At 73.2% G+C, this 20448-nt stretch carries 17 protein-coding genes; 12 read left to right on the forward strand and 5 right to left on the reverse strand.

All coding sequences use genetic code 11. The features are described from left to right. Positions 1–77 precede the first annotated feature (77 nt). The 5 genes from ACSTA4_RS12325 (at position 78) to ACSTA4_RS12345 (ending at position 5558) form a co-directional block, all read left to right on the forward strand. Positions 78–764, forward strand: coding sequence for an SDR family oxidoreductase (locus ACSTA4_RS12325; protein ID WP_444963634.1), 687 nt, complete (start codon positions 78–80; stop codon positions 762–764). Positions 765–1004: 240 nt separating this feature from the next. Next, positions 1005–1997, forward strand: coding sequence for a UDP-glucuronic acid decarboxylase family protein (locus tag ACSTA4_RS12330; protein WP_444963635.1), 993 nt, complete (start codon positions 1005–1007; stop codon positions 1995–1997). A gap of 151 nt (positions 1998–2148) precedes the next feature. After that, positions 2149–3024 carry a glycosyltransferase family 2 protein gene (locus ACSTA4_RS12335; RefSeq protein WP_444963636.1) on the forward strand — a complete coding sequence of 292 codons (876 nt, stop codon included), beginning with the start codon at positions 2149–2151 and terminating at the stop codon, positions 3022–3024. Beyond that, entirely contained in the window at positions 3021–3920 is a 900-nt protein-coding gene (locus ACSTA4_RS12340; RefSeq protein ID WP_444963637.1) for a glycosyltransferase family 2 protein, read from the forward strand. Before ACSTA4_RS12335 ends, ACSTA4_RS12340 begins: the two co-directional genes overlap by 4 nt. 423 nt (positions 3921–4343) lie before the next feature. Further along, complete coding sequence (locus tag ACSTA4_RS12345; protein WP_444963638.1) at positions 4344–5558, forward strand: MFS transporter; 1215 nt, start codon at positions 4344–4346, stop codon at positions 5556–5558. A gap of 41 nt (positions 5559–5599) precedes the next feature. Here ACSTA4_RS12345 and ACSTA4_RS12350 read toward each other — a convergent pair whose 3' ends face one another. Beyond that, entirely contained in the window at positions 5600–6139 is a 540-nt protein-coding gene (locus tag ACSTA4_RS12350; protein WP_444963639.1) for a DinB family protein, read from the reverse strand. 168 nt (positions 6140–6307) lie between these two features. On the opposite strand from ACSTA4_RS12350, the gene ACSTA4_RS12355 reads away from it, so the two are divergent. Beyond that, positions 6308–6757: a MerR family DNA-binding transcriptional regulator gene (locus tag ACSTA4_RS12355; protein WP_444963640.1), complete on the forward strand. Its 450-nt coding sequence runs from the start codon at positions 6308–6310 to the stop codon at positions 6755–6757. 95 nt (positions 6758–6852) lie between these two features. On the opposite strand, the gene ACSTA4_RS12360 is transcribed toward ACSTA4_RS12355, so the two are convergent. Continuing rightward, on the reverse strand, positions 6853–8649 hold the full coding sequence (locus ACSTA4_RS12360; RefSeq protein WP_444963641.1) for an acyl-CoA dehydrogenase: 1797 nt from the start codon (positions 8647–8649) through the stop codon (positions 6853–6855). A gap of 134 nt (positions 8650–8783) precedes the next feature. On the opposite strand from ACSTA4_RS12360, the gene aroQ reads away from it, so the two are divergent. Beyond that, complete coding sequence (gene aroQ, locus ACSTA4_RS12365) at positions 8784–9272, forward strand: type II 3-dehydroquinate dehydratase (protein ID WP_444963642.1); 489 nt, start codon at positions 8784–8786, stop codon at positions 9270–9272. Here the strand turns inward: aroQ and ACSTA4_RS12370 are convergent. Further along, complete coding sequence (locus ACSTA4_RS12370; RefSeq protein WP_444963643.1) at positions 9263–9898, reverse strand: histidine phosphatase family protein; 636 nt, start codon at positions 9896–9898, stop codon at positions 9263–9265. The genes aroQ and ACSTA4_RS12370 overlap by 10 nt on opposite strands. A 235-nt stretch (positions 9899–10133) precedes the next feature. On the opposite strand from ACSTA4_RS12370, the gene ACSTA4_RS12375 reads away from it, so the two are divergent. Next, positions 10134–10922: an SAM-dependent methyltransferase gene (locus tag ACSTA4_RS12375; protein WP_444963644.1), complete on the forward strand. Its 789-nt coding sequence runs from the start codon at positions 10134–10136 to the stop codon at positions 10920–10922. Positions 10923–11062: 140 nt separating this feature from the next. On the opposite strand, the gene ACSTA4_RS12380 is transcribed toward ACSTA4_RS12375, so the two are convergent. Beyond that, positions 11063–13378 (reverse strand): FdhF/YdeP family oxidoreductase, encoded by a 2316-nt coding sequence (locus ACSTA4_RS12380; protein ID WP_444963645.1) that lies wholly within the window; start codon positions 13376–13378, stop codon positions 11063–11065. A gap of 578 nt (positions 13379–13956) precedes the next feature. On the opposite strand from ACSTA4_RS12380, the gene ACSTA4_RS12385 reads away from it, so the two are divergent. The 3 genes from ACSTA4_RS12385 to ACSTA4_RS12395 all read left to right on the forward strand — a co-directional run bounded on the left by ACSTA4_RS12385 (position 13957) and on the right by ACSTA4_RS12395 (position 18604). Beyond that, entirely contained in the window at positions 13957–15141 is a 1185-nt protein-coding gene (locus tag ACSTA4_RS12385) for an RNA-guided endonuclease InsQ/TnpB family protein (RefSeq protein WP_444963646.1), read from the forward strand. 301 nt (positions 15142–15442) lie between these two features. Continuing rightward, a complete protein-coding gene (locus tag ACSTA4_RS12390) occupies positions 15443–17266 on the forward strand; it encodes a SpoIIE family protein phosphatase (protein WP_444963647.1) in 1824 nt (607 codons plus the stop codon). 153 nt (positions 17267–17419) lie between these two features. Then, positions 17420–18604, forward strand: coding sequence for an alcohol dehydrogenase catalytic domain-containing protein (locus ACSTA4_RS12395; RefSeq protein WP_444963648.1), 1185 nt, complete (start codon positions 17420–17422; stop codon positions 18602–18604). 184 nt (positions 18605–18788) lie between these two features. On the opposite strand, the gene ACSTA4_RS12400 is transcribed toward ACSTA4_RS12395, so the two are convergent. Then, positions 18789–19400: a TetR/AcrR family transcriptional regulator gene (locus ACSTA4_RS12400; protein ID WP_444963649.1), complete on the reverse strand. Its 612-nt coding sequence runs from the start codon at positions 19398–19400 to the stop codon at positions 18789–18791. A gap of 172 nt (positions 19401–19572) precedes the next feature. On the opposite strand from ACSTA4_RS12400, the gene ACSTA4_RS12405 reads away from it, so the two are divergent. Then, positions 19573–20442, forward strand: coding sequence for an alpha/beta hydrolase (locus ACSTA4_RS12405; protein ID WP_444963650.1), 870 nt, complete (start codon positions 19573–19575; stop codon positions 20440–20442). Positions 20443–20448: the final 6 nt, after the last annotated feature.

The following is a 20448-nucleotide window of genomic DNA, read 5'->3' on the forward strand; positions in this document are numbered from 1 at the left end:
TGGGACCGGACGCCCCCGCCCCGGCGCCCGGAAACCGCACACGAACGACCGACGACCACGGAGAACGAGGGAGACAGATGCGTCAACTCGGAAACACGCTGATCACCGGAGGGTCCTCGGGCCTGGGAGCGGCCACCGCGCGGGCCGTCGCCGACGGGGGCGGCCACCCGATCATCCTGGACCGGCAGCACCCCGGCAACGACCTGTCCTTCCACCAGGTGGACCTGGCCGACCGCGAGGCCGTCGAGCGCGTCGTGCAGCAGGTCAGCGTCCAGCACGGCCGCATCGACGCCCTGGTCAACGCGGGCGGGACCGACGCCTGCGGCACGCTCACCGACGTGGCCGCCGAGGACTGGGAGCGGGTCGTCCAGGTCAACCTCCTCGGCACCGCCGCCGTGACCCGCGCCGCCCTGCCGCACCTGCGCGCCTCCCGGGGCACCGTGGTCAACTGCGCCTCCACGCTCGGCCTGCGCGCGCTCAGCGACGCCACGGCCTACTGCGCCTCCAAGTTCGGGGTCGTGGGCTTCACCCGTGCGCTGGCCGCCGAACTCGCCGGGCAGGTCGGGGTGACGCTCCTGGTCCCCGGGGGCATGAGCACCTCCTTCTTCGACGACCGCCCCGACCAGTACAAGCCGGGCCCGGACGCCAAGCTCAACGCGCCCGAGGACGTGGCCCGCGCGGTGGTGTTCGCGCTGAGCCAGCCCCCCGGCTGCGAGGTGCGCGAGATGGTGATCTGCCCCTCGCAGGAGACGTCCTGGCCCTGATCGGTGTCTTTCGGGGCCTCCGCTTCGCTTCGGCCCGTGTTCGGGCGCCCGAAGTACGGGAACCTTCGGTGTCTCCGGTGAGACGGCTCGTTCCTCGCAGTCTCACCTCCGGCACCTCCAGAACCCCGTGGGCGCCCGAACCACCCCCCTCACGCCAAGACTCCGTTCACAAGACAGGCCCCAGGGGCCACAGAACAGCACCCAGGTAAGCGGTGAGACCATCCGAGGAGGTGGGCGACGATGCGCGAGCACGCGTCGAGAGGAAGGGCCCTGGTCACCGGTGGCGCCGGGTTTCTCGGCTCCCATCTGTGCGAACGGCTGCTGGAGAGGGGCACACGCGTGGTGTGCCTGGACAACTTCGCCACCGGCCGGGCGCAGAACGTGGCGCACCTGGCCGGGCACCCCTGGTTCGAGCTGATGGAGGCCGACCTCACCGAACCGTTCACGCTGGAGGAACCCGTGGACACGGTGTTCCACCTGGCCTCGGCCGCCTCGCCGCCGGACTACCTGCGCCTGCCGGTGGAGACGCTGGAGGTGGGCAGCCTGGGCACCCGCAACGCGCTGGAGTGCGCCGAGCGCCACGGCGCCCGCCTGGTCCTGGCCTCCACCAGCGAGGTGTACGGCGACCCGCTGGAGTACCCGCAGCGCGAGACCTACTGGGGCAACGTCAACCCGGTCGGCCCGCGCAGCGTCTACGACGAGGCCAAGCGCTACGCCGAGTCGCTGACCATGGCCCACCACCGCGCCCGCGGGGCCGACGTGGGCATCGCCCGCATCTTCAACTGCTACGGGCCGCGCATGCGCGCCGACGACGGCCGCATGGTGCCCACCTTCGTCAACCAGGCGCTGGAGGGCAGGCCGCTGACGGTGGCGGGCGACGGCCACCAGACGCGGTCGCTGTGCTACGTGGACGACACCGTACGGGGCCTGGTCGCCCTGGCCGACAGCGAGACGACGGGGCCGGTCAACATCGGCAGCGACGAGGAGCTGTCCGTGCTGAACCTGGCCCGCGTCGTCATCGGCGTCACCGGGACGAGGTCGGAGATCACCTTCGTCGAGCGCCCCGAGGACGACCCGCACTTTCGGCGCCCCGACATCCGCCTGGCCGAGCAGGCCCTGGGCTGGCGGCCGCGGGTCCGCCTGGACGAGGGGCTGCGCCGCACCGTCGCCTATTTCGTGGACCAGCGCGACCGCTACGAGGACCTGCCCGAGGGGACCGCGCCCGCCAACTGAGGGCCGGACCGCAAACGGTGCCGGTGCGACGCGAGAGGTCCTGACCCGCGGCGGCCCCGTACCCGTGGCGGGTCCGGAGCGCCGGACCCCGCCGTGAGTACGAGGCCGCGGTGAGGGGCGGGTCGGGCACGAGAGGGGAGAGAGGACCAGCGTGGGGAATCCGGAGTGCTCACGGGTCACCGTGGTGGTGGCCACCCGCGACCGGCGCGAAGAGCTGCTGCGCACGCTGGGGCACCTGGAACGGCTGGAGCCCCGACCGCCCGTGGTGGTCGTGGACAACGCCTCCACCGACGGCACCGCCGAGGCCGTGCGCGAGGGGTTCCCCGGCGTCGAACTCGTGCGCCAGGACCGCAACACCGGCTGCGTCGCCCGCAACACCGGGGTGGCGCGCGCCCGGACGCCCTACGTCGCCTTCTGCGACGACGACTCCTGGTGGGCGCCGGGGTCGCTGGAGGCGGCGGCCGACGCCCTGGACGCCCACCCGCGCCTGGGGCTGGTCGCCGCGTCGGTGTTCGTCGGCGAGGAGGGGCGGCCGGACCCGCTCAACGGGGCGCTGGCCCACAGCCCGCTGCCGGACGGCGACGGTCTGCCCGGCCCGCGCGTCCTCGGCTTCCTGGCCTGCGCCGCCGTGGTGCGGCGCGAGGCCTTCACGGAGGCGGGCGGCTTCAGCCACCTGCTGTTCTTCGCGGGGGAGGAGGCCCTCCTGGCCCAGGACCTGGCGGCCTCGGACTGGGAGCTGTGCCACCTGGAGCACGTGCGCGTGCACCACCACCCGTCCTCGGTGCGCCCGCCGGGCCTGTGGCGGCGCACGCTGGAGGAGCGCAACGCCCTGCTGACGGTCTGGCTGCGCCGCCGCCCCGGCCTGGCCCTGGCGCGCACGGCCCGGCTGGCCGGGCGCGCGCTGCGCGACCCCGTCTCGCGCGGCGCCCTGACCGGGGCGCTGCGGGTCCTGCCCGCGGCGCTGGCCCGGCGCCGCCCGGTGCCCGCGCACGTGGAACGCGACCTGGCCCTGCTGGAGGAGGCATGAACCCGAGCGCGCGCGTGGGCGTCGTGGTCATCACCCGCGACCGCCGGGAGGAGCTGCTGCGCACCCTGGACAGGCTGGCGGACCTGCCGGGACCGCCGCCGACCGTCGTCGTGGACAACGCCTCGGGCGACGGCACGGCCGCGGCCGTCGCCGAACGCCACGGGTGGGTACGGCTCGTCCGGGCGGGGGCCAACCTGGGCTCGGTGGGCCGCAACGTCGGGGTCGAGGCCCTGGACACGCCCTACGTCGCCTTCTGCGACGACGACACCTGGTGGGAGCCGGGCTCCCTGGAGCGGGCCGCCGACCTGCTGGACGCCCACCCCGGACTGGGTTCGGTGACGGCGCGGCTGATCGTGGAGCCCGCGGGCGGAGAGGACCCCATCACCCCGGAGCTGCGCCACTCGCCGGTGCCCGGGCCGGACTGGCTGCCCGGTCCCGCCCTGCTCGGGGTGCTCGCCGGGGTCACCGTGTTCCGCGTCCGCGCCTTCTGGCAGACGGGGGGCTTCTCCCGGCGCCTGTGGATGGGCGGGGAGGAGGAGCTGCTGGCGCTGGACCTGGCCGCCGCCGGGTGGTGGATGTGCTGGGACGAGGACACGGTCGCCCACCACGCCGCCTCGCCGGTGCGCGATCCCACCCGGCGGCGGTGCCTGGGCATCCGCAACACCCTGTGGACCGCGTGGCTGCGGCGCCCGGTGGACGGGGCGTGGCGGCACACGTGGTCGGTGCTGCGGTCGGTGCCGCGCGACCTGCCGAGCGCGATGGCCGTCGCCGAGGCGCTCGGGGGGCTGCCCTGGGTGCTGAGGGAGCGCGCGCCGGTCCCGCCGCGGGTGGAGCGCGGGCTGCGCGCCCTGGAGGCGCCCCGCAGGGAGTCCCGGGCGCGGCGCTACGTGGGCTGAGGCGCCCGGGGCGTGAGAGGACTGGGCCGTGAGCCGTCCGGACCGCCAGGTCCGTGAGCCGTCCGGGTCGCTGGTACGGGGCCGCCCCGGGGACGCCCGGGACGGCTCCGGGTTACGGGCGAACGCCTGCCCGCGATCCCGGGTGCGGCGTCTTCCCGGGGTCGGCGCCGTCCTCCCGTGCGCGGCGTGGAGATGGCCGGTATCCGGGGACAAAAGCTGGAATTCCAGGTAAGCGACGGATGGCCATTGGGTGAATACTCGGTGTAGTAACGCGGGTATGTACACGAACGCGTCACCTGTCCGTTCGATCCCTGGGTCTGCCCCTCCCAGGGCGAGGAGTCCCCCCGTGCAAGCGCAACGGAACCCTGCCCCCGTTCCCCCGCTTCCCCCGAACACCCGACCGGCGCCGCGCGGGCGGCGCGTATGACCCACCGACCCCTCCGCGCGTCGGGCCGGGCACCCTCCGGCACGGACGCGCGCAGGGCGTTGACCGCCCTGTGCGTCACCGTCACCGCCAGCCAGGGAGTGCTGTTCTACGCCTTCCCCGTGCTGGCGCCCGCCATCGCCGAGGACACCGGCTGGTCCCTGCCCGCCGTCATCGCCCTGTTCTCCGGCTCCCAGGTCGTGGCCGGGCTGGGCGGGCCCCTGGTGGCCCGCTGGCTGCGCGTGCGCGGCCCCCGCCCGGTCATGACCGCGGCGGCCCTGCTGGGCGCGGTCGCCGTCGCCGGACTCGCGCTGGCCCCGAACCTGTGGTTCTTCGGCGCGGCCTGGCAGGCGGCCGGAGTCGCCGTGGCCGGGCTCTCCTACCCGCCCGCCTTCGCCGCCCTGACCCGCTGGTACGGGCCGGGCAGGGTCCGGGCGCTCACCGCGCTCACCCTGGTCGGCGGGCTGGCCAGCACCGTCTTCGCCCCGCTGACCGCCGCCCTGGAGTCGCAGGTCGGCTGGCGCGGCGCCTACCTCGTCCTCGCCCTGGTCCTGGCCCTGGTGGTGCTGCCGCTGCACGCCCTGGCCCTGACCCCGCCCTGGGCTCCCGGCGGCACCGCCGACCGGGCCGGGGACCGCAGGGCGGTGCGCGGAGTGGTCCGCAGCGGCGCGTTCTGGGCGCTGACCACGGCGCTCGCCCTGGGCACTCTCACCGTGTACGCGGTCGTGGTCGGCATCGTCCCGCTCATGGAGGGACGCGGGTTCGGCACCGCCGAGGCCGCCTGGACGCTCAGCGTGGTGGGCGTGGGCCAGGTACTGGGCCGCCTCGTCTACGCACCGCTGGCGCGGCGCAGCGGGGCGGTGCACCGGATCGCCGCGGCGCTTCTGGCCTGCGCCGGGGCGACCGGACTGATCGCCCTGGTCAGCGGGCCGCTGACCTTGGTCATGGCCGCGGCGGCGCTGGTCGGCGCCGCGCGGGGCGTGCTCACCCTGCTCCAGGCCACGGCCGTGGCCGACCGCTGGGGGGAGGAGCACTACACCACGCTCAACGGCATCATGCACACCCCGCTCATGCTCACCATGGCCCTGGCGCCGGGGGCGTGCGCGCTGCTGGCCGGGCCCCTGGGCGGCTACCCGGCGGTGTTCCTGCTGCTGGCGGCCCTGTCGGTGCTCGGCGCGCTGGTCGCGCTGGCCAGCGGACCGGCCCGCCGTTAGCGCTTGGGTGTCGGCAGGGGCCTCCGGGGCGTGCCCGCCGGTCAGGCCCCGGGTGCCGACGCGGCCCGCAGCAGCCGCAGCTGCCCCAGCTCGGCCACGTTCTTCATCAGCTCGCCGTTGACCCAGGCGGCCGTGTGCTCGACCGCCAGCCCCGAGTCCGGCGGCCAGGGGAACGCGGCGGGGGCGTCCAGGTCCGCGCCGGTGAGCCCCTCCAGCACCTCCAGCACCTCCAGCCACTGCGTCCGCAACCCGCGCAGCCAGTCGGCCGCCTCCTCCGGGCCCGGCCAGCGGACCTCCTCGCGCTCGCGCGGAACGCGCCCCCGCAGGTGGTCGAGGGCGGTGGACCACCACCAGCCGATGTGCCAGGTGACCCAGGCCGCGGTGGGGACGGGCACGGGATCGGGTTCGGTGTCCGCCCAGTCGGGCACCCACCGGCCCTCGCCGTCCCGGCGCACCGTCCAGCACAGGGGGCCGGGCTCCCAGAGCAGGTCGCCGGGCTCCAGGCGCTCCAGGTGGTACTCGAACAGGGACCAGGTGAAGTCGAACTGCCAGCGCAGCAGCGCGCGACGAGGGTCGGACATGGGGCCAGCCTGGCACAGGACCCCGCCCGCGCCGAAGCGGTTTTCCCGCGTCCGCCTCCGCGCGGGCGCGGGAGAACCCGGGCGAGAACGCGTTGCGGTTGACGTAGCGTCAACGCCTAACGTCGTTCCCCGGGCCGGAGGGACCGGCCCGACGAGGGAGAGACCGCGATGTCCTGGTCGATGGGCGAGGTGTGCCGTATGAGCGGCGTCACCTCCCGCGCCCTGCGGCACTACCACCGGATCGGCCTGTTGGAGCCCGAGCGGATCGGCCCCGGCGGGATCCGCCGCGACGAGGACGGCGAGGTGCTCGGCTACCTCGAACCCGTGGGGGAGGGGCGCTACCGTCCCGTCACCCCCTTCGGCCGTCCGCTCGACGGTCCCGGTGACGAGGACTCCGCCCGCGCCGCCCTGGACGCCCGGGGACTGTCCTACCTGGCCGACCCCTGGCTGCTCAGCCTCCCCGGGCGCGAGGAGCCGATCAGGGTGCGGATCGTGGAGGTCAGCCCCGAGCGCGTGCGGGTGGCCAACGCCGACCACGGCTACCAGGAGGCCAACCTGGGCCGCGTCTTCCTTCTGGACGTGCCCGAGACCGAACGCCTCCGCCCGGCCGGGGGCTGAACGGCGCCGCCGTCCCTTCGCCGGGGTGTCCTGCGCCCGGGAACCGGCGGCCGGGAGGCCGGGGCGCACGCGCCCCGGCCTCCCGGCACCGTCCCTCAGAGGACGTCGGGCGAGACGTCCAGCACCGTGCGGTCGCGCGAGGCCACCAGGTCGAACTGCGGCCAGGTGCGCGGCAGCTCGTGGCGGAAGAAGTACGCCGCCGCGGCGCGCTTGCCCTCGTAGAAGCCGCCCTCGCGCCCGTGCGCGGCCACCAGCTGCTCCAGCCACATCCAGGCGACCACCACGTGCCCCACCGCCTCCAGGTAGGGGGTGGCGTTGGCCAGCGCCACCGCCGGGTCGCCCCCGGCCCAGGCCGCGGCGGCCGTCTCCGCGGTCCGGTCCAGGGCCTTCGACAGCAGCCCCGCGTACTCGGCCTCGCGTCCGCCCAGCTCCCGGGCACGGTCCGCCGTGGCGCGCGCGGTCTCCACCAGCAGCGACAGCCGGGAGCCGCCGTCGAGCACGGCCTTGCGGCCCAGCAGGTCCAGGGCCTGGATGCCGTGGGTCCCCTCGTGGATCGGGTTGAGCCGGTTGTCCCGGTAGTGCTGCTCCACGTCGTACTCGCGCGTGTACCCGTACCCGCCGTGCACCTGGATGGCCAGGCTGTTGGCCTCCACGCACCACTGGGAGGGCCAGCTCTTGGCGATCGGCGTGAGCACGTCCAGCAGCAGGTGGGCCCGCTCGCGCGCCTCCCCGTCCCCGGCGCTGGCGGTCTCGTCCACCAGCCGGGCGCAGTACAGCACCAGGGCGAGCGCGCCCTCGACGTAGCTCTTCTGGGCGAGCAGCATCCGGCGCACGTCGGTGTGCTCGACGATGGGGACCTGCGGCCGCTCGGGGTCCTTGCCGCCCAGCGGGCGGCCCTGGAGGCGCTCGCGGGCGTAGGCCAGCGACTTGAGGTAGCCGGTGTAGCCGACGGCGGCGGCGCCCGCGCCCACCCCGATCCGGGCCCCGTTCATCATGTGGAACATGTACTTCAGCCCCTGGTGGGGCTCGCCGACCAGGTAGCCCACCGCGCCGGGCCGCCCGCCGGGGGTGTGGCGTCCCTCGCCGAAGTTGAGCAGCGCGTTGACGGTGCCCCGGTAGCCCATCTTGTGGTTGAGCCCGGCGGGCACGACGTCGTTGCGCTCGCCGACCGACCCGTCGGCCTCCAGCAGGTACTTGGGCACCACGAACAGGGAGATGCCCCGGACCCCGGGCGGGCCGCCGGGGATCCTGGCCAGCACCAGGTGCACGATGTTCTCGGTCAGTTCGTGGTCGCCCCCGGAGATCCACATCTTGTTGCCGAACAGCCGGTAACCGCCCTGCCCGTCCTCCTCGGCGCGGGTGGTGATGTCGGCCAGCGAGCTGCCCGCCTGCGGCTCGGACAGGCACATGGTCCCGGTGAAGCGCCCCTCCACCATGGGGCGCACCCAGGTGTCGACCTGCTCGGGGCTGCCGTGCGCCAGGAGCAGGCGCGCGTTGCCCGAGGTGAGGAAGGGGTAGGCCGAGGTGCCCAGGTTGGCGGCCTGGAAGTAGGCGCCGCACGCGCTGGAGACCACATGCGGGATCTGGGCGCCGCCCACGGAGGCGGGCATCCCGGCGGCGCTCAGCCCGGTCTCGGCGTAGACCTCCAGGGCCTTCCTCACCTCGGGGATGACGTGGACGCGCTCGCCGTCGAAGCGGGGCTCGTTGGCGTCGTTGGCCTTGTTGTGCGGCGCGAAGTGGTCGGTGGCCACGCGTTCGGCCAGCTCCAGCGCGGCGTCGAGGGTCTCGCGGGAGTGGTCGGCGTAGTGTGGCCGGCTGGTGAGCGCCTCGGTGTCGAGCCACTCGTAGAGCAGGAAGTGCAGGTCGCGCGTGGACAGCAGGGCGGACGCCACGGGTCGCCTCCTCGAATCGTTGACCGACTGGTCGGTATGCTACCCCGTCCGCAGGACTCCGGGGCGACCGGGGCCGCGCCGCCTCCCGGGCCCTAAGCTTGCTGCCACCGACCCGAGAAGGAGCGCTGACCCGCATGTCCGCTGTGTCCGACCCCTCCCGCACCGTCCTGCTGCTCAACGGCCCCAACCTCAACCTGCTGGGCACCCGCGACCCCGGGCAGTACGGCACCACCACCCTGGCGGAGGTCGAACGCCGCGTGGTCTCCCTCGGAGAGGAGCTGGGTGTGCGGGTGGTGTGCGCGCAGAGCAACAGCGAGGGCGTGATGGTGGACCGGATCCACGCCGCGCGCGACTGGGCGGGGGTGGTGCTCAACCCCGGCGCCTACGCGCACTACGGCATCGCGCTGCGCGACGCGATCGACGCGGTCGAGGCGCCGGTGGTGGAGGTGCACATCTCCAACGTCTACGCGCGCGAGGAGTTCCGGCACACCTCGGTGACCGCGCCGGTGGCCGCGGGCTACGTCGCCGGGTGCGGGGTCTTCGGCTACGAACTGGCCCTGCGCGCGGTGCTGCGGCGCGACGCCGAGCGCCGGGAGGCGGGCGGCACGGGCGCTCAGCGGTAGGTCATCAGCGCGGGGCCGCCCTGCTCCAGGTGGGCGTGGTCGTTGAAGGACAGCAGCCGGGTGCCGCCCCGGCCGTGCAGCAGCTTGCTCACCGAACCGTTGACCACCACGCGGTTCAGGGCCAGGAACCCGGCGGGCGCCGTGCCCAGCAGGATCGAGCACACCGTCGCGATCACCCCGGCGGAGGTGAAGACCAGCGCCGTCTCCCCCCTGCCCAGCCCGGCGACCAGGTCGTCCAGCGCCTGCCGGACCCCGCCCCGGAAACCCTCCCAGGTGCCCGGACCGCTGCCCCCGGCCTCGATCCACGAGGTCAGGGAGGCGTCGAGCCGATCCTGGAGCGAGCCGGTCGCGACCGGGTGGGCGCCCAGCAGGCCGAGGTGGTCGTACTCGTTCCACCGCTCGTCGCCGACCGGTTCCAGGTCCAGGCCCGCCTCGGTCAGGGCCGCGGCCGCCGTCTGGCGCTGGCGGCGCAGCTCACCGGTCACCACGCGGCCGACCCGGGGGCCGCGCCGCCGGAGTTCGGCGCCCAGCAGGCGCGCCTGCTCGTAGCCGGTCGGGCTCAACTCGTCGTAGTCCTCCGCCTCGGGGGAGGCCTTCCCGTGACGGATCAGGTAGATGCTCGGCATCGCCCCAGAGTACGAGCGGCTCCGCGGGAGCCCCCGCGCCGGGGACGCGTTCGGGGGCGCGGGGCGAGGGCCCGGACCGGGTCCGGCAGAAGGCCCTGACGGGTTCGAGGGGCGGGGCGGGCGAAGGCGCCCGTCGTTCGCGAACGCCCGCGCACACGGCGTTTTCGCTTGCGTCACGCTTTCCGCAAGCAGGACAATACGGGCGCGAACCGCGTTTCCCGTGAGAGGGCACACCATGACGGACACACCCCCCATCGACACCACCGTGGCACACTCCGCCCGGGTGTGGAACTACTGGCTGGGAGGCAAGGACAACTACCCGGCCGACCGCGAGGTCGGCGACTACGTGCTCCAGGCCTACCCGGAGATGGTCACCGCGGCCCGCGCCGACCGGGAGTTCCTCATCCGCGCGGTCACCCACCTGGCCCGGGAGGAGGGCGTCCGCCAGTTCCTGGACGTGGGCACCGGGCTGCCCACGCACAACAACACCCACGAGGTCGCCCAGGCCGCCGCACCCGACGCCCGCGTGGTCTACGTGGACAACGACCCGCTGGTGCTCACGCACGCCCGCGCGCTGCTGGTCGGAGAGGGGGCGGGGGAGGTCCACTACGTCGACGCCAACCTGCACGAGCCCGAGCAGGTCCTCAAGGCGGCCGCCGCCCACCTGGACTTCGACCGGCCCATCGCGCTCACCATCCTGGGCACCATGGGACACACCCCCGACAACGCCCGGGCCTACGCCACCGTGCGCGCCTACGTGGACGCGCTGCCCCCGGGCAGCTTCCTGGCCCTGTGCGACGGGACCGACACCAGCGAACCGATGATCGAGGCGTCCCGGCGCTGGAACGAGACCGCGCCCCTGCCCTACCACCTGCGCAGCCCCGAGGAGATCGCGGGCTTCTTCGACGGGCTCGACCTGCTGGAGCCCGGCGTGGTCTCGGCGCCCTTCTGGCGGCCCGACGCCGCGGAGGTGGGCGAGATCGTCGCGGCCGACCAGTACTGCGGCGTCGCCCGCAAGGCCTGACGGCCCCGCCGGGCCCCGGGGAGCGCGCCCCGGGACCCGGTCGGCGGGACGGTCTCCGGCGGGCCGACCGGAAGGGCTCCCGGTGCGGCGCGCGGGGCCCGGCGAAGGGGCCGGGCCGGGGCGCCGCACCGGTCACGGGGTCAAACGGCCCCGGAGTCCGGCTCGAAGCGCACCACCACCGACTTCGACGTCGGCGTGTTGCTCACCTCGGCCGTGGAGTCCAGCGGCACCAGCACGTTCGTCTCCGGGAAGTAGGAGGCCGCGCACCCGCGCGCGGTCGGGTAGTGCACCACCCGGAAGTGCGCCGCGCGCCGCTCCCTGCCGTCGTGCCACTCGCTCACGAGGTCGGTGTAGGCGCCGTCGGCCAGCCCCAGCTCCCGGGCGTCCTCGGGGTTGACCAGCACCACCCGGCGGCCGTCCTTGATGCCCCGGTACCGGTCGTCCAGCCCGTAGACCGTCGTGTTGTACTGGTCGTGCGAGCGCAGCGTCTGCAACAGCAGCCGACCCTCGGGCACCTGCGGTGCGTACGTGCCGTTCACCGTGAAGTTGGCCAGCCCGGTCGCGGTCGGGAAGCGCCGGTCGTCGCGCGGCGCGTGCGGCAGGGTGAACCCGCCGGGCCTGCGCGCGCGGGCGTTGAAGTCCTCGAACCCCGGCACCACCGCGGCCACGTGCTCGCGCACCCGGTCGTAGTCGGTCAGCTCCGACCACGCCACCGGGAAGTCGCCGAGCACCCGTCCGGCCAGGTCGCAGACGATGTCCACCTCCGAGCGCATGCCCGGAGCCAGCGGGGCCAGCACGCCGTGGGAGGCGTGCACCTTGCCCATGGAGTCCTCCACCGTCACCCAGCGCGGCTCGCCGTCGCGCAGGTCGCGGTCGGTGCGCCCCAGGGCGGGCAGGATCAACGCCCGCGTCCCCGTCACCACGTGCGAGCGGTTCAGCTTGGTGGACACGTGCACCGTCAGCCCCACCCGGCGCATGGCGTCCTCGGTCACCAGCGTGTCCGGGGTGGCCGCGACGAAGTTGCCGCCCATCGCGAAGAACACCCGCACGTCACCGCGCGCCATGGCGCGGATGGCGTTGACAGTGTCGTACCCGTGCTCGCGAGGCGGCGTGAAGCCGAACTCGGCGCCCAGGGCGTCCAGGAACTCCTCGGCCGGGCGCTCGAAGATCCCCATCGTGCGGTCGCCCTGCACGTTGGAGTGGCCGCGCACCGGGCACACACCCGCGCCGGGGCGGCCCACGTTGCCGCGCAGCAGCAGGAAGTTGACCACCTCGCGGATGGTGGGCACCGAGTGCCGGTGCTGGGTCAGCCCCATCGCCCAGCACACCACGATCCGCTCCGAGGAGGTGACCATCGCGGCGATCCGCTCGATCAGCTCCCGCTCCAGGCCGGTGTCGCGCTCGGTGCGCGCCCAGAACTCCTCGTCCGGCTCGGCCAGCAGCGCCTTGGCGAACTGCTCGAAACCGTGGGTGTGGGCGGACACGAACTCCCGGTCCAGGACCGGCTCACCGCGCTCGTCGGCCTCCAGCAGCAGGCGGTTGAGGGCGGAGAACAGGGCGAGGTCGCCGCCCAGCCGCACCTGCGCGAACAGGTCGGTCAGCTCGGTGCCGCGCCCCAGCAGGCCGCCCGGGCGCTGGGGGTTGCGGAACTCGCGCATCCCCGCCTCGGGCAGCGGGTTGACGGTGACGATCCGCGTCCCGGACTTCTTGGCCCGCTCCAGGGCACTGAGCATGCGGGGGTGGTTGGTGCCGGGGTTCTGCCCGGCCACGATGATGAGGTCGGCCTCGCGCAGGTCCTCCAGGGACACGCTGCCCTTGCCCACGCCCAGGGTCTCGGTCAGGGCCGAACCGGACGACTCGTGGCACATGTTGGAGCAGTCGGGCATGTTGTTCGTCCCGAGGGCGCGGGCGAACAACTGGTAGCAGAACGCCGCCTCGTTGCTGGTGCGCCCGGAGGTGTAGAACACCGCCTGGTCCGGGGAGTCCAGCGCGCGCAGGTCCTCGGCGACCAGGTCCAGCGCCCGCTCCCAGCTGACCGGCTCGTAGTGGGTGGCGCCCTCGGCCAGGTACAGCGGCTCGGCGAGGCGGCCCTGCTGGCCCAGCCAGTACCCGGACCGCCCGGCCAGCTCGGAGACCGGGTGCTCGGCGAAGAACTCCCCGGTCAGCGCCGTGGCCGTGGCCTCCTCCGCGACGGCCTTGGCGCCGTTCTCGCAGAACTCGGCCCGGTGCCTCTTGTCCCCCTCGGGCCAGGCGCAGCCGGGGCAGTCGAAGCCGCGCTTCTGGTTGATCGCGAGCATGGCGGGCAGTCCGCGCCGCACGCCGGTGTGCTCGTTGAGGTGGCGGAGGCTGTTGAGCACGGCGGGGAGTCCGGCCGCGCTGCTCTTGGGCGGGCTGATCCGGGGGGAGTCCTGGGCGGGGTCTGCGTTGTCCGAGTGCTGGTGTCTCACACTGCGCATTCTGGCACCGACCGTCCGATGGTGGGACGTCCGGGTGAGCGTCACCGGCCCGGACGGGGTGCCGGGCGCACGGGGGCCGCCCGCGCGGGGCGCCGCGCAGCGGGCCGCCGGACCCCTCAGCGGGGGAGCGCCAGGTCGTTCTCCTCCTTGACCGCGTGCAGGTGCGTCCACGACTCCACCGCGCGGACCCCGGGAAGCCCGCGCAGCTTCTCCAGAACGATGAACACCTCCTCACATCTGGTCGCCAGACCGGCCGCTGCCACTCGATGTACTGCCGCATGGCAACGAAAAACGCGTCAGCATTGATTTCGTTGACGGCCCATGCCGGCACTTATCGAGGAAAACAAATGTGTACAAAAGTGGAAAAAACTTGCTGCTGGCCCATGTCAAGTAATTAGTTCCACGCTACGGTGGCATAAGTGAAGGGTAGGCTTATAGTCATGAGTCAGGACACCTTGGTCAAGCGTCAGTACGGGCACCGTGCCCGGCTCGCGCTGTCGCCCATGCAGGTGGCCAAGCTCGATGGCCAGGGACACGCCGCCCGTGCCCTGTGAAACCTGCTGCATGAGTGGTGGACCATGGTCGGCCAGAACCGGCGCGTGGATCTCAAGGACGCCGACACGGCCATCAGACAAGCCCGCGCGGACATCGACTTTCTATCGGTGTTGCCTGCTCAGGCTGCCCAAGCGGTCCTGAAGACCTACCACCGGGCTTGGAGAAACTGCTGGGACGGCCGGGTGAAAAAGCCCGTTTTCAAGTCCCGTATCCGGTCCACGATGTCGGTGGACGTTCCCCAGGGACGAAATTTGAACGTCGTCCGCGTGCACCGTCGGTGGGGCATGGTCAACGTTCCCAAGGTGGGTCGGGTGCGGTTCCGTTGGACCAGGGACCTGCCCGTGGGCAAGTACGCCAACGCCGAGAACCGGATCACTGGGGCACGGCTGGTCAAGGACGCGCTCGGTTGGCACATCGCCTTCCGTGTCCAGGCCTTGGAGAGTGCACCTGGTTCCCACCGTGGGGCTGAGGTCGGTATCGACGTGGGCGTCACGATTCCCTTGGCCCTGTCCGATGGCAATCACCAGGATCACGGTCGCCTTACCAAGACTGAGAGCGGCAAAGCTGATCGCGACAAGTGGCTCGACTCCAAGGAGAAGGCCAAGCTTTTGCGCCTTGAGAGACAAGCCGCCCAGCGAAAACAGCATTGCGAGCCCGGCCAGAGCGTATCGCGCCGTCTGCACCACACTTATGACCAGATCCGCGGGTTGCGCGCAAGAGCCACGCGACGCCACCAGGACTGGCAGCACAAGACCACCACTGCCCTCGCTCAGCAATACGCGATCGTGGTGGTCGAACAGCTCACCATCACGAACATGACCCGTTCCGCCAAGGGCACCGTCGCCGAGCCTGGCAGGAACGTTGCGCAAAAAGCCGGGCTGAACCGTGCCATCAGTCAGGAGGCGTGGGGACAGACGGTCACGATGTTGGCGTACAAGCTCGCCCAACGAGGCGGCACTCTGGTGAAGGTCCCTGCGCCTGGTACTTCCCAACGCTGCTCGGAGTGCGGATTCACCACGCCGGGCAGCCGGATGAGTCAGGCCACGTTCGTGTGTAAGAAGACTGGTTGTGGTTTCACGGCGAACGCCGATTGGAACGCGGCCCGTAACGTCTTGCACCTGTACCGGATCGGCCTCGTGGCGGTCCCGGCTGCCGGGAGGGCAGTCGTCAGGCGCGTTCGTCGCGTCAAGCCCGCCACCGCGAGGTAGGCGGGAGTCCTCCGGCTTCAGCCGTGAGGAACGCTTCAATACATGGGATCAGCGTCGGAGTTCCCTGCCCGGGGCGTGGCGCGGCGTTCGCCGGAGAGGGCCCGTGCGGCGGTGTGTGACATGCCGCCGACTCCGCAATGCGCTTCCCGGGCCGCCTCGCGGGGCAGACTGGCGACGCCGGTCGTCAGGAGAAACGTGGGTACGCGAACCGCATGGGTGTCTTCGAGCGCAACCTTCGGACGACCCCGGTGAGGCCGGGGCGAAACTCCGCGCGGCGGCGCGGTGACCGGAGGGCGGCGCGATGAGCGACGACGGCTGGCCGCTGGAGACCGGCCTGCTGCGCGCGGTGTTCGACAGCGTGGGCGCGGGGATGTTCGTCATCGACACCACCGGCCGCATCACCGCCGCAAACCCCTACGCGCAGCGCATCCTGGACCGGCCCAGGGAGGAGATGCTCGGCCTGGACCTGCACGACCTGCTGCACCGCGACCCGGAGGGGGAGCCGACGCCTCGGGAGGAGTGCCGCGTCCTGGCCGTGCTCGACAGCGGCCACCCGGCCGAGGGGAGCAGCGAGTCCTTCCTGCGCGGGGACGGCACGCTCGTGCCCATCATCTGGGCGACCACCCCGCTCCAGAAGGAGGGGCGCCTGGAGGGCGCGGTCATCGTCTTCCACGACTTCAGGGCGCACCGCGACGCCGCCGAGCAGACCGCGGCGCACCTGGCGGCCCTGGAGGAGCTCACCGCCCGGTTGAGCCTGGTCGCGGAGATCTCCGTGGTCCTGGTCTCCACCCAGGACGTGCCCGAGATGCTGGACAGGCTGGTCCGGCTGCTGGTGCCGGAACTGGGGGACTGGGCGGTGGTCGACATGGTCACCGACGGGCGCACCAAGGAGGTGGAGCGCGTCGCCGTGCACGCCTTCGGCGACCAGGACACGGCCGAGGCGCTCAAGGGCCCGCTGCCGCCGCTGTCGCCCGCCTCCCACGCGGCGCTGATGCGCGCCCTGTACAGCACCCAGCCCGTCCTCTTCGACGCCGGTGACCTCGCCCGCGAGCCGGACGAGCCGCTCGCCCGGGCGCACCGGCGGCTGTTCGACCGCCTGGGCGGGCACTCCGCGGTGGTGGTGCCGCTGCACACCCACCGGCAGGTCTTCGGGGCGCTGACCGTGGCCCGCACCGGGGAGCGCCCCGCCTACACCGACGCCGAGGTCCTCGTGCTGGGGGACGTCGCCCGGCGCGCCGGTCTGGTGATGGAGAGCGCCCAGCTCTTCGCGCAGCAGCGCCACGTCGCCGAGACCATGCAGCGCCAGCTCCTGACCCCGCTGCCGCAGGTCGACCACCTGCGGTTCGCCGCCCGCTACCAGCCCGCGCAGCAGGCCGCCGAGATCGGCGGGGACTGGTACGACGCCTTCCTGCTCGCCGACGGCGTCATGACCATGGTCATCGGAGACGTGGTCGGCCACGACCTCCAGGCCGCCGCGCACATGGCCGAGGTCCGCAACATGCTGCGCGCCCTGGCCTGGGACCGCCAGGAACCGCCCAGCCTGATCGTGCGGCGGCTGGACGAGGCCATGACCAACACCAGCGACGCCTCCATGGCCACCGCCGTCTTCGCCCGTATCGAGGGCCCCGAGGGAGGTCCCTGGTACTTCCACTGGGTCAACGCCGGGCACCCTCCACCGCTGCTCGTCACCGCCGACGGCCGCACCCGCTACCTGGAGGACGGCCACGGCCCCCTGCTGGGCATGAGCGCCGCCCTGCACCTGGGCCTGGAGTGGACCGACGCACGCGAGGAGCTCCCCGCGGAGTCCACCCTGCTGCTGTACACCGACGGCCTCGTCGAGAGCCGCGACCATCCCATCGACACGGGACTGGCCAACCTGCGCCGCCACGCCGCCGCCCTGGCCGACCGCGACGTCGAGGACTTCTGCGACGAACTCCTGGCCCGCATCGCCCCCGGCGGCGACGACGTCGCCCTGCTCGCCCTACGCGTTCCGGCGGCGGGCGAGGGCGCGGGCGAGGACACCGCACCGCCCCAGCACGCGCACAGCCCCGCCGCTCCCGAGCGCGGGGCGCCCGGCGCGGCCGTCGAGGACGGCCCGGTCAGGGACACCTCCGAACCGAGGTGAGCGTGGGTGGCCACCGGGTCGGGAACGGACCGGTTCCGGGGCGCCCGCGCCCCCGTTTCCGCCTGAACGGGCCGGGTAGTGGCCGAGGGTAGCCCAGGGGGCCGCGCGCTCCCCAGGCGACGACCGCGACCGTCGCGAGACCAGGGGGAACCGATGAGGGCAGTGGTGTGGAACGGCACCAGGAACGTCGACACCGTGACCGTTCCCGATCCGCGGATCGAGGAGCCCGGCGACGCCGTCGTCCGGATCACCAGCTCGGGCCTGTGCGGCTCCGACCTGCACCTGTACGAGGTGCTCGGACCGTTCATGACCCCGGGGGACATCCTCGGACACGAACCCATGGGCGTGGTCGAGGAGGTCGGTTCCGGCGTCACCTCCCTCACCCCCGGACAGCGGGTCGTCATCCCCTTCCAGATCTCCTGCGGGCACTGCCTCATGTGCGACACCGGTCTCCAGAGCCAGTGCGAGAACACCCAGGTCGAGGAGCAGGGCATGGGCGCCGCGCTCTTCGGCTACAGCAAGCTCTACGGCGCGGTGCCCGGCGGGCAGGCCGAGTACCTGCGCGTTCCGCGCGCCGAGACCACCGCGGTCCCGGTGTCCGACCAGGGCCCCGACGACCGCTACCTGTTCCTGTCCGACGTGCTGCCGACCGCCTGGCAGGCCGTCCGCTACGCCGACGTCCCCGAGGGGGGATCGGTGGCCGTCCTGGGGCTGGGGCCGATCGGCGACATGTGCTGCCGGGTCGCCCGCCACCTGGGCGCGGGCCGGGTGTTCGGCGTGGACCCGGTGCCGGAACGGCGTGCCCGTGCCGCCGCCCGGGATGTGGAGGTGTTCGACTCCTCCAAGGGCACCGACGACGTGGTCCGGGAGATCCGCGACCGCACGGACGGGCGCGGCCCGGACGCGGTCATCGACGCGGTCGGCATGGAGGCGGCCGGGCACGGCTCGGCCAAGTTCGCCCAGCGCGTGGCCAACCTCATGCCGCGCGGCGTGGCAGCCAAGATGATGGAGACGGCCGGAGTGGACCGGCTGACCGCCCTGCACACCGCCATCGACCTGGTGCGGCGCGGCGGGACCGTCTCCCTGATCGGCGTGTACGGCGGCATGGCCGACCCGATGCCGATGCTCACGCTCTTCGACAAGCAGATCCAGCTGCGGATGGGGCAGGCCAACGTGCGCCGGTGGGTGCCGGAGATCCTGCCGCTGCTGGAGGGGGCCGACCCGCTGGGGGTGGACGACTTCGCCACCCACCACGTGGGCCTGGACGCGGCCTCGATGGCCTACGAGAAGTTCCAGAAGAAGCAGGACGGCGTGTTCAAGGTCGTCTTCCGGCCCTGACCGGTCGCAGGCGGGCGCCCCGGGCCGAATCCCCGGCCCGGGGCGCCCGCCTGCGGGCCCGGGCGCCCCGGAGGCGGGCGCTGCCCGCCGCGTCGAGCGGGCACGGCCCGGGCGCGGGGCCGCTCCGGTCCCGCGCCGGACGCACGCGGACCGTTCCGTGCGCCGGGTCCGGCGCCGACGCGGCCTACCGGCCGGTCGGTCCGTGGGCCGCGTCGGCCGACGACGCCTGACGCCCGTCCCCGGGCGCCGCCAACGAGGTGATGAAGCGCTCGGCCGCGGCATCGACCTCGGCGGTCGGGGTCAGCAGCCTCTCCAGCAGGAGTCCTCGCAGGCACGCGGTCGCGATGATGCTCCGCTGCCTGGCGTCGGCCGCCGTGGCGCCGTCGCGAAGGGCCGCCGCTTCCAGAAGGTTCGCCAGGCCGTCGATGTCGAGGACGAGCTCCTGGAACGCGTCGCGTTCGTAGACCGCGAGCCCGACCAGGTGGAAGAAGGCGTGGGTGCGGTCCTCGTGCGCGGGGTCCGAGTAGAAGTCCCAGACCGCTCCGCACAGGGCCGCGAACCCGAGTTCGCCGCCGGTCGCGGCGATGACGAGGTTGTCGCGGCGGCGCGCCTCCAACAGCACCGCGCGCAGCAGTCCCGGCCGCGACCCGAAGTGGTACGTCAGCAGCGTGTGGTGCACGCCGAGCCGCTCCGCCACCTGGCGCATCGACAGGTTCGGGCTGGGGCCGTTCTCGCCGAACTCGTCGAACAGCGACTCCAGGAGACGCTTCTTCCCTTCCCCCGCCGGCGATCTCACGTTGCCTCCGTTGACGGTTTCACCACTGTTGAGGACAGTGGGCCGCGGCCCGCGGGAGGGGTTCGCTGACCGGTGCACGGCCGGTCGGCGGTGCCGTCGCGGACGGACCGGGCGCTGACCCGACCGCGGTCGACGTGTGCGTCGAGGACGGCCTGACCAAGGGAGAGACCCGTTGAGCGAGATACTGCACGGCTGTCTGCCGGACACGGAGTACCTGGAGGTGACCGCCCGGTCGGGGCACCGCTACGGCGTCTGGGTGACCACGCCCCCCGGTTACGCGGACTCCACGGACCCCCTGCCGCTGATCTACGTGCTGGACGGCAACTGGGCGGTCGGCCTCACCGCGCCCCTCATCGTCACCCAGGCGGACCCGTACCTGGCGATCGCCCCCTACGTCCAGGTCAGCGTCGGGTACGCCGGTGAGGAGGCCGCGGACTGGGCGCACATCCGCAACCGCGACCTCGTGCCGCCGGGCGAACCCGTCGGTGACGACATGCTGGCCACCCTCGCGGCGGCGCGCGAGTCGGGTGCGATGACCCGGGAGCAGGTCGACGCCTACCTCGCGGAGCTGGAGGAACCCCGGGCCGACCTCTTCCTCGACTTCCTGACCGGCGAACTCCACCCGCACCTGCGGTCGAGGCTGCGTGTCAGCGAGTCCGGACACGGCCTCTTCGGTTACTCCTACGGAGGTCTCTTCGCCCTCTACGCGTGGCTGCGCGACACAGGGCTCTTCGCGAGCGTCGGCGCGGGCAGCCCCGGTGTGGCCAGTACGGACAGCCGGGTCTTCGACCTCGTCCAAGCCCTGCCGGAACCCGGCGGGGACGCGGCCGCCCCACGGCTGCACATCACGCTGAACGAGGCCGAACTGCTGGGGGAGGTCCCCTTCTACCGCGCGATGGCCCGCAACGTCCTCACGGCGGTGGAACAGCTGCGCACCCGGGGGCGGTCGGAGCGGGTTTCGAACGCGTTGTTGCGGGAGACGCACGTCACCGGGTTGCAGGCATCGTTCCTCAGCTACCTGAAGACGTGCCACGGGCGCTGACGGCCC

The organism is Nocardiopsis sp. M1B1, assembly GCF_052466615.1.

Bases quoted from the DNA above. Each gene is read 5' to 3' on its own strand.
- ACSTA4_RS12390 (WP_444963647.1), top strand. From the start codon at position 15,443: ATGAGCGACGACGGCTGGCCGCTGGAGACCGGCCTGCTGCGCGCGGTG.
- ACSTA4_RS12375 (WP_444963644.1), top strand. From the start codon at position 10,134: ATGACGGACACACCCCCCATCGACACCACCGTGGCACACTCCGCCCGG.
- ACSTA4_RS12380 (WP_444963645.1), bottom strand. From the start codon at position 13,378: ATGCGCAGTGTGAGACACCAGCACTCGGACAACGCAGACCCCGCCCAG.
- ACSTA4_RS12370 (WP_444963643.1), bottom strand. From the start codon at position 9,898: ATGCCGAGCATCTACCTGATCCGTCACGGGAAGGCCTCCCCCGAGGCG.
- ACSTA4_RS12385 (WP_444963646.1), top strand. From the start codon at position 13,957: ATGGTCGGCCAGAACCGGCGCGTGGATCTCAAGGACGCCGACACGGCC.
- ACSTA4_RS12330 (WP_444963635.1), top strand. From the start codon at position 1,005: ATGCGCGAGCACGCGTCGAGAGGAAGGGCCCTGGTCACCGGTGGCGCC.
- ACSTA4_RS12395 (WP_444963648.1), top strand. From the start codon at position 17,420: ATGAGGGCAGTGGTGTGGAACGGCACCAGGAACGTCGACACCGTGACC.
- ACSTA4_RS12355 (WP_444963640.1), top strand. From the start codon at position 6,308: ATGTCCTGGTCGATGGGCGAGGTGTGCCGTATGAGCGGCGTCACCTCC.
- ACSTA4_RS12340 (WP_444963637.1), top strand. From the start codon at position 3,021: ATGAACCCGAGCGCGCGCGTGGGCGTCGTGGTCATCACCCGCGACCGC.
- ACSTA4_RS12345 (WP_444963638.1), top strand. From the start codon at position 4,344: ATGACCCACCGACCCCTCCGCGCGTCGGGCCGGGCACCCTCCGGCACG.
- aroQ (WP_444963642.1), top strand. From the start codon at position 8,784: ATGTCCGCTGTGTCCGACCCCTCCCGCACCGTCCTGCTGCTCAACGGC.
- ACSTA4_RS12325 (WP_444963634.1), top strand. From the start codon at position 78: ATGCGTCAACTCGGAAACACGCTGATCACCGGAGGGTCCTCGGGCCTG.
- ACSTA4_RS12350 (WP_444963639.1), bottom strand. From the start codon at position 6,139: ATGTCCGACCCTCGTCGCGCGCTGCTGCGCTGGCAGTTCGACTTCACC.